This is a genomic window from Persicitalea sp. (assembly GCF_041751555.1).
In the GTDB taxonomy this organism is placed as follows: Bacteria; Bacteroidota; Bacteroidia; order Cytophagales; family Spirosomataceae; genus Persicitalea.
Genome location: NZ_JBGSXF010000389.1, coordinates 1 through 13,026 on the forward strand (window position 1 = coordinate 1; position 13,026 = coordinate 13,026).

The following is a 13,026-nucleotide window of genomic DNA, read 5'->3' on the forward strand; positions in this document are numbered from 1 at the left end:
TCTTGACGGTACAGAGCGCAAGCTGGCGGCAGACGATCTGATGATCTGCAACGCCGAAGAACCCATGTGTATCGCGGGTGTTTTTGGCGGTACTAAGTCGGGCGTGACGTTCGACACCAAGGCTATTTTCTTGGAATCGGCTTATTTCTCGCCGGATTGGATTCGGCGCACCGCGCAACGGCACAGTTTGAAAACAGATGCCTCGTTCCGTTATGAGCGCGGTACCGACCCAAATATGCCGCTTTTCGCACTGCAAAGGGCGGCTTTGCTATTGCAGGAAATTGCGGGCGGCGAGATTTCCTCCGAGGTGACCGACCTTTATCCCCAACCGATTGCAGATTTCACGGTTCCCGTTAAGTACCGGAACGTCAATCAGCTGATTGGAAAAGAATTGGAGCGATCTTTGATTCAATCCATATTAGAAAAGCTTGATATTAGAGTCGAGGACGCGAGCGAGGAAGGTTTCACGGCTGTCGTGCCGCCCTACCGCGTTGATGTGCAGCGCGAGGCCGACGTGATCGAGGAAGTGCTGCGGATTTATGGTTTCGACAACGTAGAGCTATCCCCTGCTCTGGGTTCGGACTTCCTGTCGGACTTCCCGCTCAACGATCCCGACAAGCTGCGGTTGCGCTGCGCCGAAACATTGGCGGCTAACGGCTTTTATGAAACAATCAATAACTCGTTGACTAAGCCCGAGGCGCAAGCTACCCTGACGGACGAACTACTTGGTGAGCCGGTGAAGATTTTGAATTACCTAAGTGAAGATTTGTCGGAAATGCGGCAAACCATGCTTTTCGGAGGTTTGGAAACGCTGGCCTACAACGTCAACCGACGGCAGACCGACTTGAAACTCTTTGAGTTCGGAAAAACCTATCATAAAAAAGACGGAAAGTACGTAGAAAAGGGACATCTTGGCGTTTTTATGACAGGCAACGTAGCAGCCGAGAGTTGGTTTGAAAAAAGTCGGGCCTTGGAGTTCCATGATTTGGCCGGAGCTGTGCAGCAGGTTTTGGCCGCTATGAAAGTGAAAGGCACCGAAGCCGCGAAGATCAGCAACAAGATATTCCAATCAGGTCTCGAATTTACTTTAAATAAAAAACCATTGGTCAGTTTGGGACTCGTGCAGTCTGCCTTGACTAGGAAAGCGGGTTTGAAAACGCCCGTCTGGTACGCCGATTTCGACTGGGACTATTTGCTGAAGCAATATAGCCCGGTCGTTCAGTATCAGGAAGTGGCTCGTTTCCCCGAAGTACGCCGCGATTTGTCGCTGGTACTGGATAAGTCGGTCAGTTTCGATCAACTCAAACAGCTCGCTTACCGCACCGAGCGGAAACTCTTACGAGAGGTCAACGTGTTTGACGTGTTTGAGGGCGAGGCCCTGGCGGGCAAGAAAGCCTACGCATTGAGTTTCACTTTGCAAGACGAGCAGCAAACACTCACCGACAAAGTTATCGACAAAACCATGCAACGGTTGATGACAACATTCGAGAAGGATCTGGGCGCGGTGATAAGGAAATAAGGATTAAGTCTAGGCATGGGTTGTGTTTGTAACGCGAACTAGACAAAACGAAAATCGCCATCCACTCTCAATTCTCAATTCTCCACCAATAAGAAATGTCTGTTTTTCCGCTTGATCATTTAAATAAGAAGATTAGCAACGTCAAGGAGAAGTTGCGGCATCTGATTGCGATCAATAGCAAGCAGAAGTGGGATTTGGTGAAGCTCGAACGCGAACACGCCGCGTTAAAAGCGGACTACCGCCAACTCGAAGAAAAGATCAGACATATCCAAAAAAAGAGTAGTACAATCCAAAAAGATTTCGATAAATCTAAAAATTTCGCTAAAATTGTCAGTAATAAGCTGACACCCACAGACGGGTTAGCCGAACTGAAAGAATCGGTTGAACAATATATAATTGAGATAGATCGGTGCATTGAGATGCTCGAAGACACCATGTAATGGATAAAAATCGGCAAGAAACGTACAAGAATGTATTCATAAAAATACTTGATAAAGGCTTCAACCTTAGTGTGCCAGTCGATCAGGTGTCCTTTTACGAAGACGGATACGCCACGTTTCTCCAAAAAGTGGAACACCATAAAAAAAAGCACCTGCCGGAGGAGGCAGTAGCTTTGGCCTCCATTGACTGCATGGTGGCGCTTCAGAAATCTCAGAACCAACTAAAAATAATGATTGCCGCGCTTGAAGAGCAGATGGATGACTTAGACACCACGCTTCTGGAAGCTTTGTAAATTTTAATTTTAGACTCAAAAAAGATTGTTATAACGGAACAGTTCGGTATTCTAATTGCGTGTGGGTGGTCAGCATCGTAAACCACCTAACAGGATCATGAATATGCCAGACGTATTAATACTAATTATAGCGGTAGCCGTCGCGGCGGGTGCCGGTTTCTATTTTGGGAAGTCGCTTTACCAGAAAGCCTCCGAAAAAAGAGAAGAAGAAGCTAATTCGCGCGCCGCCGAAATACTGCGTAACGCCGAAGTAAGCGCCGAGAACATCAAGAAAGACCGAATCCTCGAAGCCAAGGAGAAGTACTTACGCCTGAAGGAGGAATTCGAAGAAGAATCCAATCGTAAAAAGAACATCCTCCAAACCAACGAGCAGAAGTTGAAGCAGCGCGAGCAGTCCATCTCCCAGATGATGGAGCAAAACAAGCGCCGCGAAAACGACCTTGAATCTCAGAAAAGCAATCTGACTCAGCAAACAGAAGCCGCCGCCAAGCGGCGCGAAGAAGCTGATCGAATGCTCCAACAGCAGGTATCGCAGTTGGAGAAAATCGCCAACCTCACCGCCGCCGAAGCGCGCGACCAACTGGTGGACGCCCTCAAAGCCGAAGCCGAAACCAAGGCCGCCTCGCACATTAAAAACGTGATGGAAGAGTCGCGGCTGACGGCCACTAAGGAGGCAAAGAAAATCGTTATTGAAACCATTCAGCGCACCGCCGCCGAACACGCCATCGAGAACTGTGTCTCGGTGTTCAATATCGAGAACGACGACATCAAGGGCAAGATTATCGGTCGCGAAGGCCGTAACATCCGTGCCCTGGAAGCCGCCACGGGTGTGGAAATCATCGTAGATGATACACCGGAGGCCATCGTCATTTCGGGTTTTGACCCCGTCCGCCGCGAGATTGCGCGGCTATCGCTTCACCGCCTGGTTCAGGACGGACGCATCCACCCGGCCCGCATTGAGGAAGTAGTAGCCAAAACCCGCAAGAACATTGAGGACGAAATCGTGGAAATTGGTGAACGCACCGTCATCGACATGGGCGTTCATGGTCTGCACCCTGAACTGGTTAAGATGATCGGGCGGATGCGCTTCCGCTCGTCTTATGGCCAAAATCTACTGCAACATTCGCGCGAAGTGGCCAAGCTTTGCGCCACTATGGCCTCCGAACTGGGCCTGAACGCCAAACTTGCTAAGCGAGCCGGGCTGTTGCACGACATCGGCAAGGTCTATCCCGAAGAATCGGACATGCCGCACGCATTGTTGGGCATGGATCTCGCCAAAAAATTCAAAGAACATCCCGAAGTCTGCAATGCCATTGGTGCCCACCACGATGAAGTTGAGAAAACCAGCTTGATTTCACCCATCATTCAGGTGTGCGACGCTATTTCGGGATCGCGGCCGGGGGCGCGTCGCGAGATGATGGAGTCGTACATCAAACGGCTCCGTGATCTGGAAGACCTGGCCACTGCCTTTGACGGCGTGGACAAATGCTACGCCATCCAGGCCGGGCGCGAGATTCGTGTCATCGTTGACGCAGAGAACGTAAGCGATGAGAAAGCAGGCCTGTTGTCTTTTGATATTTCCCAGAAAATCGAAAAGGAAATGCAATATCCCGGCCAGATCAAGGTTACGGTGATTCGCGAGATGCGTTCGGTCGCCTACGCCCGTTAGCGCGGGAGTGATTTTTTAGTAAAAAACCTATGTCTTTCATGAAGAAGGCCGTAGGTTTTTTCTTTCGGGTATCTTTGCTCTCAGTACTTTTCCATTCCTATGCCTAATTCTCCCCAAGTTATACTCATCACCGGTGCCTCGTCAGGTATAGGTCGGAGTACAGCGGAGTATTTGACAAAAAAAGGCTTTCGGGTTTTTGGAACAAGTCGTAGCCGACCGGAGGGAATTGAATTCGAATGGGTTTCTATGGACGTGACCAGCGAAGATTCAGTGCGAGAGGCGGTAGATTCAGTTCTGGAAAAAGTGGGACACATAGACGTTCTCATCAACAATGCTGGGCTGGGCATCATTGGACCGCTGGAAGAGACAACGGACGAACTCATCCATAAGGTATTCGATACCAACGTACTAGGAATGTTGCGTGTCTGCCGCTCGATTATACCTATTTTTCGGAAGCAACGCAGCGGCCTGATTCTGAACATTAGTTCTATCGCTGCCGAAATGGGCTTACCCTTTCGGGGCGTTTACAGTGCTTCCAAAGCCTCTCTGGAAATCTTGACCGAGTCGTTGAGCATTGAGTTGAGGGAGTTCAACATCCGGGTGTGCAGCCTGTTGCCCGGCGACATTGCGACTAGCATCAACCAAAATCGCCTGGTGGTCAATCTGCGGGAGGATTCTGTTTACGCCAAAAGGTTTGCCAAAATACACCGTCAGATCAACGAAGAAGTCAGGCAGGCAGCGCAGCCCATCGTTATTGCCAGAAAAGTAGCCTGGATTATCGGTCAGAAAAATCCCGAATTGCACTACACCGTCGGACCCTTCATTCAGAAATCAGCCATCCTGTTACGGAGAATCCTGCCGCAGCGTGGTTTCGAGCGGCTGCTCATGTGGTTCTATGGCATGTAGCGGCAAACCATTTATTATCGGGCCTTGTTAGGCAAGGGCGGTCAGCTATCGCCCTACACTCATTTCTCTACTAAAATTCTGCATGAACTACACCGATCTCAATAAAAAACAATTATTGAATATAAAGACCCTGGGCGAATTAAAGGCCGCTGGCTACCAGCCCAAAACTATCAAACAAGAACTTCGTGACAACCTGATTGCCAAAATCCGTAAAAAGGAAGAAGTATTTCCCGGCATTTGGGGCTACGAGGATACCGTGATTCCCGATGTGGAGCGCGCCATTCTCTCGATGCACAATATCAATCTGCTGGGTTTGCGTGGTCAGGCAAAAACCCGCATCGCCCGGATGATGGTCAGTCTGCTCGACGAGTACATTCCCTATGTCAAGGGTACCGACCTGAACGACGACCCACTCGACCCGCTTTCACGCGTAGCCAAGGACATCGTGGCCGAACATGGCGACGACGCGCCCGTGGCCTGGATGCACCGCTCCGACCGTTACACCGAAAAACTCGCTACGCCTGATGTGTCGGTGGCTGATCTTATTGGTGACGTGGACCCTATCAAGGCCGCGACCATGAAACTACCTTACTCCGACGAGCGAGTGATTCACTTCGGCCTGATTCCACGCTCACACCGGGGCATTTTCGTTATCAATGAATTGCCGGATTTGCAGGCGCGGATTCAAGTGGCCCTGTTCAATATTTTGCAGGAAGGCGATATACAAATTCGCGGCTTCAAACTGCGGCTACCGCTAGACATTCTGTTTGTCTTTACGGCCAATCCCGAGGACTATACTAACCGGGGTAGCATCGTGACACCCCTCAAAGACCGCATCGACAGCCAAATCGTGACGCACTATCCAAAGAGCTTGGAAATCGGGCAGAGAATCACCGAGCAAGAAGCCGTTGTTAAGCCGGAGCAAAAGGGTTTGGTGAAATTGAACGATCTAATCAAGACACTCATCGAGCAGATTGCTTTCGAAGCCCGCGAGAGCGAGTACGTGGACAGTAAGAGCGGCGTATCGGCCCGGATGACAATATCGGCCTACGAAAGCCTGCTGAGCGCCGCCGAACGCCGCGCCCTGATGAACGGTGAGAAAGATACCTACATCCGTATTTCGGATTTGTACGGCGTAGTACCTGCCATCTGTGGTAAGGTGGAGCTGGTGTACGAAGGAGAAGTGGAGGGCCCGGTCATCGTGGCTCAAAATTTAATTGGCAAAGCGATCCGCACCCAGTTCCTCAACTTTTTTCCTGATCCAGAAAAAGCCAAAAAATCTAAGCGTAATCCGTTCGCCAAGATCGTGGACTGGTTCGGGGCCAACAACGAGATGGATTTGATGAGTGACATGACCAACCGTGAATACGAAGCCCGGTTGCGCACCATCGACGGGCTAGACGACTTCGTGGATGAGTTCACGCAACGATTGCCCAAGGAAGAGAAGCTATTTATGATGGAGTTTGCGCTGCACGGCATGGCCGAGTATTCACTCATCGGTAAGCAGGCCCTCGACAAAGGGACGCACTTCAAAGACTTGGTAAGCAGTATGTTCTCCGGGCCAGGCGGCGAGGGAGACGATTTCGGCTTTGATTTTGACGATGATGACGACGGGAAGCCGTTTTGATTGACGGTCGGCACCGCTCCGGCAGGCCGTTGCTACAATTTGCTTCCAGCCAGCTTACGGCCTTTTCTAGATTTTTTAGATTAATAAAAAAATGCCCCGCCAAATTTGGCGGGGCATTTTTGATAATGATACCGAGAAACTTAAACCGCTTTGTCAACCACCTTGGCTGATTTTTCAGCGTCTTCGTTACCTTCGCTCATATCTTCCAGGGCCTCGGGATCCCCATTGACCTTAGCCTTGATCTTTGTCTCCAACTCCTCCATCAACTCAGGATTATCCTTGATGAGCGACTTCACCGCGTCACGGCCCTGGCCGAGACGATTGCCATCGTAGCTGAACCATGAGCCGGATTTGTTGACGATGTCCAACTCAACGGCCAAATCAATGATTTCACCGGCTTTGGAAATACCCTCACCATACATGATATCGAACTCAATGACCTTGAAGGGGGGCGCAAGCTTATTCTTTACGACTTTCACGCGGGTGCGGTTACCAAGAATATTGCCGGCACTTTCCTTAATTGCTCCGACTCGCCGGATATCCAGCCGCACCGAGCAGTAGTATTTCAGGGCATTACCACCAGTAGTAGTTTCGGGGTTGCCGAACATAACGCCGATTTTCTCCCGCAACTGGTTGATGAATATGCAGCAGCATCCCGTCTTATTGATGACGCCCGTCAGCTTCCGCAGGGCCTGCGACATGAGACGAGCTTGCAATCCCATCTTGCTGTCGCCCATTTCGCCTTCAAGCTCCGCACGAGGAACGAGGGCCGCCACTGAGTCGATAACGATGATGTCCACTGCGCCGCTGCTGATGAGGTGTTCAGTAATTTCGAGAGCCTGTTCACCGCTATCGGGCTGCGAGATGAGTAGATTCTTTGTGTCTATACCTAGTTTCTCAGCATAAGATCGGTCGAAGGCGTGTTCAGCGTCCACAATGGCGGCCAAACCACCCTTCTTCTGAGCTTCGGCGATGCAGTGCATGGCTAGGGTAGTTTTACCGGAAGCCTCAGGTCCGTAAATCTCGACCACGCGGCCACGGGGCAGTCCGCCGATGCCTAGTGCCAAATCCAGGCCGAGCGAACCCGTCGAGATCGTCGGAACGTCCAATACTTTGCTGTCACTCAGACGCATGACTGTGCCTTTGCCGTACGTTTTGTCTAATTTTTCTAGGGTAGTCTGCAGCGCTTTCATTTTGCTGTCTGCATCACTTGCTTGTGCCATAAGAGATGTTTAAATAGTTTGTTAAGAACAGAATAAAGGCGGCGTAAGATACGCTTTAACCGTGTTTTTCTTATGATTAAATTAAAGTGTAAATATATGTTTAATAATTGATATAGGCAATTGATTTTTATATCATAATCAATAGTTTTTTAACCAATGACTGTGAAAGAGATATTCAAAAAAAAAGACTCTTCAATTAACTAGATTCTCCGAAAAAATCGTAAAATCAGAAGTTGTAGTTACCTTGCTGGTAACTTTCACTCCCGCTCTTTTGTTAAACCAATGCGCGTCATCTCTCTCAAAACCCTGAAAAACTTTTGGAATCGGTATCCCGATGCCCGAAGCGGTTTGCAGGGTTGGCATGACCGCATCAGGAAGGCGAAATTTCAAACGCCTAGCGACGTAACGAAAGCTTTTAAAGGGGCTGATTACGTGGGCAATACAAGGATCATTTTCAATATTGCTAAAAATAAATACCGCCTGGTAGCCGCCTTCCGATATGACAAGCAGATTTGCTGGGTAATATTTATTGGCTCGCACAGCGAATACGATGCCATTGACCCGAAAACAGTTGGACACAAACAACGCCAATCATGAACGCAGAAACAAAAATTGCTTTGAAGCCCATCAAGTCTGAAGAAGATTATGATGCTGTCATGGACGAAATATCTAAGCTGTGGGACTGCCCGCCTGATTCGGCGGAAGCAGATCTTCTTGAAGTTTTGTCGATACTCGTGGAAGACTACGAAAGTAAGCATCACGCCATCCAGCCGCTTGACCCCATAGAGGCTATTAAATACAGGATGGAAGAAGAAGACCTCAGTCAGAAAGATTTAGTAAAATATTTTGGCAGTAAGGAGCGAGTCTCGGAAGTACTAAACCGTAAGAGGCCGCTTACGCTGCGAATGATCAAAAATCTGTACAGCGGTTTGGGGATATCTGCCGACAGTTTGTTATCGGCTTAAACTACGTAGTTGAATCGACTTTATGATCAAAAAACTAGCCCTCTGGACGCTATTGACAATTTTCCTGGTCGCCTTGTTCTACCGCGACGAACTCCGCTACGGTTGGATGCAGGCCTCGGGACAGATCAGCATTCTGATGAAAGTGACTGACGTGGAGGACGTATTGGCAGACCCAGCTTTCCCCGATTCGCTCAAACAAAAGATTAAGCTGATCGAGGAAATTAAGCAATTCGGCGTGGATTCGCTGGGGCTGAACCCGTCCAAGAACTACACGACTTTCTACGACCAGCACGGCAAACCTATTCTGTGGGTGATCACGGCCTCGCCGCGTTACAAAATAGAAGCTAAGGAATGGAAGTTTCCGATTGTGGGGGCGTTTCCTTACAAGGGATTCTTCGATGAAAATAAAGCCAACGAGCAGGAGGCAGAATTGGTACAGCTCGACTACGATACAGATATCAACCAAGTGTCGGCCTGGTCCACACTGGGGTACTTGAAAGACCCAATCCTATCTAGTATGCTATATCGTTCCGAAGGCAGCCTAGCTAACCTGATTCTGCACGAGCTGACGCATGGAACGCTGTTTGTAAAGGGGAATCTGGAATTGAACGAGAACCTGGCCAGTTTCGTCGGTGATTGGGGGGCAGTGCGCTTCCTGACCCAGAAATATGGGCCTGATTCGGAGCAGCTCAGAAAGTACGAGTTCTCCAAAAAATACAACGATGCCTACGCGCAACACGTACTGCGCGGCGCGACCCAGCTTGACAGCCTGTACGCAACCTTCGCCGACCAAAAAGTGGATGTAAAGAAGGACACACTGAAACGGAATTTGATCCAGCGAATCGTGAACACGGCCGATACACTACTCAGCGGACGGGTGTCGTTCAGTAGTGGCGTGGATAGCACAAGCCTGGCCGACAGTACCCGCCGGGTTCCCGAGAAGCCGGAAACCGAACTACCTAACAACGCGTATTTTGTTGGGTACAAAACTTATAGATCCAAGCAAAATGAATTTCGCCGGGAGTTTATCGACAAATTTAGCGGCGACTTCCAGAAATACATGGCCTACCTGAAAGAGAAATATCCCTCTTTGTAAGCAGGCAACATTAGCCAGATAGAAATGAAACACTACCTCAGAAAAACTACCTTGCCGTTAATAGTACTCCTCCTCGCCGCGTTGGGAATCACCGCTTTCCAGGCTACTGACAGGTACCGACAGGTACCGAATACGAGCTTCGGTACGGGCGAAAGGCTCGAATATCGTGTTCATTATGGCTTCATCAATGCCGCCGAGGCACGCGTGGATGTCAGCAACTCAATAGTGAATGTCAACAACCGCCCTTGCTACCGCGTCAACGTATTTGGACGCACCGTCGGGGCATTCGACCTGGTGTCGCGGGTGCGCGACCAGTGGCGTTCGTACATCGACACCTCCGCGATTCTTCCGCAGATGTTCAAGCAGGAAATCGAGGAGGGCAAGTTCCGAAAAGAAGAAACTGTACTTTTCAACCACGGCAGCAATGTTGTTTATTCCGACGTGAAGGAGCATGAGAAGAAATCTTTTAAGACCCCCAACAATATCCATGACGTTATCAGCGGCTATTACTACCTGCGTACTTTGAATTTCGACCGCATGAGTGTAGGACAAATGGTTGAAGTACCGACGTTTTTTGGTGGTGAGATATTCCCGATGAAAGTCAGGTACCGGGGTAAAGACGAGATAAAAACCAAGTTTGGTCGTATCAAAGTACTCAAACTAAACCCGATTATGCCCAATAACAAGTTCTTTAAGGGCGAGGAATCTATCAATATTTGGGTGTCTGACGATGTGAACAAGGTACCTGTGAAGGTGGAAGTCGATCTTTGGATAGGGTCGCTGGATATGGATTTGAAGAGTTATAAGGGTTTGCAGAGTAAAATCGAGTGGAGGTAGTAGCGGAATTATGTGCTCGTCCGTAGGCGACTCAATACCCACTGCCTGAATTCCTGAAGCTGCCGCAGCGGAAACGGCAGCTTATTTTTTTTAATAGAGATAAACGACTTACACTCCGCGCCGAAGCTTTGGTAAAATCGGGCGATACTTTCCACTTCCGGGCTTTCGAAATCGAAGGTTTCCAATTGTCCGGTGTTTCGCTGAAAGTATCGATCCAATAGAAAAGTCCGGGCGTTGCCCTTCCGCCCAATCTCGTCGGCGGCGTTGAAAATATAAATTCCCGTTCCATTTTTCTCCAAAATCATGACTCCTGCGTGTATTTCTCCGCGCAGACTGGCGTACTGCAAACTACCTGCCTTTTGTTTTAGTACGGTATTGGCCAGGCTATGCAGCAGCACGTAGGCACTTTCCTTCACGTTTTGAATTTTAAAAGCATGATTTTCCCGAAAAAGAGCAATTAGCGGTTCAACCTCTTTTGATTTGGAGCATTGCCAATTACACTTCTTTGACTTCTTTAAATTCTTCTGGCGGTCGTGGCTGTAACAAGAAGTCAATTCTGCGTGAGACTTTTCCAAATTCAGCCAATGCGTGGCTTTTTTTCGTACTTCAAAATCAGGAAAAATGGGTAGTAGTTTTTGAAGCAGTGACGTGTGGCGAGGGTGAAAGTCGTATACTGAAACGTAGGCAAAGCAGCGGTTCAGACTTTCCAGAAAGAGAGTTAAAATTTCCTCAGAAATTTCTTTTTGTGAAAACAGCCCCAAATACTGACAAAATAACGGCTGGTGTACGATGGTTGTCCCCCATTTCTTGCGTACGGGTAGCGGCATGACGATAAGGTAGGTGGAAATATTTCGCTGACTTGCCGGATTGATTTCAGCATCCTGCGCATTGTCCACTATCAACGCCTGCCAATCCGGCGAAACGCAATCCAGGTACCATGTGTAGGCATAAATCACCGGATGCACCGAATGCTCGATCAGCGCGTTCCAGGCTTCGTCGTCGATTTGATGGCGTTGGAGTAAAGTCGGCGGCGACACTTTACTTAAAATAGCTGCGGAGTTTCTGGACGGTTTCGTCCACGTCGGGGTCGTTGCCCATCAACTCGTTGATACTCTGAATGGAGTGAATCACCGTGCTGTGGTCGCGGCCGCCAAAGTGGTAACCGATGGACTTGAGCGGCAGGTCAGTGTATTCTTTGGCCAGGAACATCGCCAGTTGGCGGGGATAGACGTTCTCTTTCTTGCGGCTCTTGCTCTTCATGTCGGCGATGGCCATCTCGAAGTGGTCGGCCACGATTTCCTGGATCGTGTCGATGGTCACCTCCTTTTCTTCGTTCATCACGATATTCTTGAGCGTATTCTTGGCCAACTCTACGTCGATGGTCCGCCGTGTGAGCGAAGCCTGGGCCATGAGCGACACCAGCACGCCTTCCAGTTCCCGTACGTTAGAATTGACGCTGTGGGCTACGTACTCGATCACCTCATTGTCGATGAAAATGCCCTCAGTCTGTAGTTTTTCCTGGATAATGGCGATGCGCGTCTCAAAATCAGGTGTCTGCAAATCGGCCGTCAAGCCCCATTTGAAGCGCGAGAGCAGGCGGTCCTGCAAGCCCTCCAACTCGCGCGGCGGGCGGTCGCTTGTCATAATGATCTGCTTGCCGAGCTGGTGCAGGTGATTGAAAATATGAAAAAAGGTATCCTGCGTTTTTTCTTTACCCGAAAGGAACTGCACGTCGTCAATGACGAGTACGTCTACTTTCATGTAGAAATCGTTGAAGTCCTGCAGTACGTTATTGCGGATCGAATTAATGAACTGGTTGGTAAATTTCTCAGACGAAACATACATGACTACCTTCTCGCTGAAATGATTGCGGATGTAGTTACCAATCGCCTGTACGAGGTGCGTTTTGCCAAGTCCTACGCCCCCGTACACCATCAGCGGGTTGAAGGAGGTCAAGCCAGGTCGCTGCGCCACCGCAAACCCCGCCGAGCGCGCCAGCCGATTGCAATCGCCCTCGATGAAATTGTCGAAGGAGTAATTTTGGTTAAGGTACGTATCCAGTTGCAGTGAATCCTGATCCTTGGGAGGAGTTGAATTCAGACGGGGGTCGGTCTGGAAATTGTCAGGTCGGGAATTCTGGGGATTTTTGGTAGTTGGGAAACTGACAGTCAAAGGCTGGTGCCGTTCTGTGCCCGGATCGACGATAATTGAATATTCCAGCATCCCATCACGACCGATGGCATAGTCGAGCGCATCCCGCAGCAAATGAACAAAATTGTCTTCCAGCCACTCGTAAAAGAACTGGCTAGGCACCTGAATGGTAAGCACCTTCCCGCTCAAACGCAGGGGACGGATCGGCTCGAACCACGTTTGGAAGCTCTGATCCGGGATATTCTCCTGAATAATCCGCAGGCACTTGTTCCATACAATGTCCACTTCGCGTGGAGGGGC

At 49.5% G+C, this 13,026-nt stretch carries 13 protein-coding genes; 10 read left to right on the top strand and 3 right to left on the bottom strand.

Features of this window, described 5'->3' with window-relative positions; all coding sequences use genetic code 11:
* The 6 genes from pheT to ACEW8P_RS13770 form a co-directional block, all read left to right on the top strand.
* A partial coding sequence (gene pheT, locus ACEW8P_RS13745) for a phenylalanine--tRNA ligase subunit beta (RefSeq protein ID WP_373513649.1) occupies positions 1 to 1,519 on the top strand: 1,519 nt, incomplete at its 5' end.
* Between the two features lie 95 nt (positions 1,520 to 1,614).
* Positions 1,615 to 1,959, top strand: a complete 345-nt coding sequence (locus ACEW8P_RS13750; RefSeq protein WP_373513650.1) for a hypothetical protein — start codon at positions 1,615 to 1,617, stop codon at positions 1,957 to 1,959.
* Positions 1,959 to 2,252, top strand: coding sequence for a cell division protein ZapA (locus ACEW8P_RS13755; RefSeq protein ID WP_373513651.1), 294 nt, complete (start codon positions 1,959 to 1,961; stop codon positions 2,250 to 2,252). Before ACEW8P_RS13750 ends, ACEW8P_RS13755 begins: the two co-directional genes overlap by 1 nt.
* Positions 2,253 to 2,355: 103 nt before the next feature.
* Positions 2,356 to 3,921 (top strand): ribonuclease Y, encoded by a 1,566-nt coding sequence (gene rny / locus ACEW8P_RS13760; protein ID WP_373513652.1) that lies wholly within the window; start codon positions 2,356 to 2,358, stop codon positions 3,919 to 3,921.
* A gap of 99 nt (positions 3,922 to 4,020) precedes the next feature.
* Complete coding sequence (locus tag ACEW8P_RS13765) at positions 4,021 to 4,827, top strand: SDR family oxidoreductase (protein WP_373513653.1); 807 nt, start codon at positions 4,021 to 4,023, stop codon at positions 4,825 to 4,827.
* Between the two features lie 82 nt (positions 4,828 to 4,909).
* Entirely contained in the window at positions 4,910 to 6,454 is a 1,545-nt protein-coding gene (locus ACEW8P_RS13770) for a magnesium chelatase (RefSeq protein WP_373513654.1), read from the top strand.
* Positions 6,455 to 6,594: 140 nt separating this feature from the next.
* Here ACEW8P_RS13770 and recA read toward each other — a convergent pair whose 3' ends face one another.
* Complete coding sequence (gene recA / locus ACEW8P_RS13775) at positions 6,595 to 7,677, bottom strand: recombinase RecA (protein WP_373513655.1); 1,083 nt, start codon at positions 7,675 to 7,677, stop codon at positions 6,595 to 6,597.
* 282 nt (positions 7,678 to 7,959) lie between these two features.
* Here recA and ACEW8P_RS13780 point away from each other — a divergent pair, with 282 nt between their 5' ends.
* From ACEW8P_RS13780 to ACEW8P_RS13795, 4 genes are read left to right on the top strand one after another with little or no spacing between them, the layout of a single operon-like run.
* Entirely contained in the window at positions 7,960 to 8,274 is a 315-nt protein-coding gene (locus ACEW8P_RS13780) for a type II toxin-antitoxin system HigB family toxin (protein ID WP_373513656.1), read from the top strand.
* A complete protein-coding gene (locus tag ACEW8P_RS13785) occupies positions 8,271 to 8,642 on the top strand; it encodes a type II toxin-antitoxin system HigA family antitoxin (RefSeq protein WP_373513657.1) in 372 nt (123 codons plus the stop codon). The genes ACEW8P_RS13780 and ACEW8P_RS13785 overlap by 4 nt, the downstream gene beginning before the upstream one ends.
* 22 nt (positions 8,643 to 8,664) lie before the next feature.
* Complete coding sequence (locus ACEW8P_RS13790) at positions 8,665 to 9,738, top strand: aminopeptidase (RefSeq protein ID WP_373513658.1); 1,074 nt, start codon at positions 8,665 to 8,667, stop codon at positions 9,736 to 9,738.
* Between the two features lie 24 nt (positions 9,739 to 9,762).
* A complete protein-coding gene (locus ACEW8P_RS13795; RefSeq protein WP_373513659.1) occupies positions 9,763 to 10,575 on the top strand; it encodes a DUF3108 domain-containing protein in 813 nt (270 codons plus the stop codon).
* A gap of 8 nt (positions 10,576 to 10,583) precedes the next feature.
* Here ACEW8P_RS13795 and ACEW8P_RS13800 read toward each other — a convergent pair whose 3' ends face one another.
* Positions 10,584 to 11,612, bottom strand: coding sequence for a hypothetical protein (locus ACEW8P_RS13800; protein ID WP_373513660.1), 1,029 nt, complete (start codon positions 11,610 to 11,612; stop codon positions 10,584 to 10,586).
* A 1-nt stretch (position 11,613) separates the two neighbouring features.
* Complete coding sequence (dnaA, locus tag ACEW8P_RS13805) at positions 11,614 to 13,011, bottom strand: chromosomal replication initiator protein DnaA (protein WP_373513661.1); 1,398 nt, start codon at positions 13,009 to 13,011, stop codon at positions 11,614 to 11,616.
* Between the last annotated feature and the right edge of the window lie 15 nt (positions 13,012 to 13,026).

Excerpts from the sequence above, each read along its gene's own strand:
- ACEW8P_RS13790 (WP_373513658.1), top strand. The coding sequence starts at position 8,665 with ATGATCAAAAAACTAGCCCTCTGGACGCTATTGACAATTTTCCTGGTC.
- ACEW8P_RS13755 (WP_373513651.1), top strand. The coding sequence starts at position 1,959 with ATGGATAAAAATCGGCAAGAAACGTACAAGAATGTATTCATAAAAATA.
- ACEW8P_RS13785 (WP_373513657.1), top strand. The coding sequence starts at position 8,271 with ATGAACGCAGAAACAAAAATTGCTTTGAAGCCCATCAAGTCTGAAGAA.
- ACEW8P_RS13770 (WP_373513654.1), top strand. The coding sequence starts at position 4,910 with ATGAACTACACCGATCTCAATAAAAAACAATTATTGAATATAAAGACC.
- ACEW8P_RS13795 (WP_373513659.1), top strand. The coding sequence starts at position 9,763 with ATGAAACACTACCTCAGAAAAACTACCTTGCCGTTAATAGTACTCCTC.
- ACEW8P_RS13750 (WP_373513650.1), top strand. The coding sequence starts at position 1,615 with ATGTCTGTTTTTCCGCTTGATCATTTAAATAAGAAGATTAGCAACGTC.
- rny (WP_373513652.1), top strand. The coding sequence starts at position 2,356 with ATGCCAGACGTATTAATACTAATTATAGCGGTAGCCGTCGCGGCGGGT.
- ACEW8P_RS13765 (WP_373513653.1), top strand. The coding sequence starts at position 4,021 with ATGCCTAATTCTCCCCAAGTTATACTCATCACCGGTGCCTCGTCAGGT.
- ACEW8P_RS13780 (WP_373513656.1), top strand. The coding sequence starts at position 7,960 with ATGCGCGTCATCTCTCTCAAAACCCTGAAAAACTTTTGGAATCGGTAT.
- recA (WP_373513655.1), bottom strand. The coding sequence starts at position 7,677 with ATGGCACAAGCAAGTGATGCAGACAGCAAAATGAAAGCGCTGCAGACT.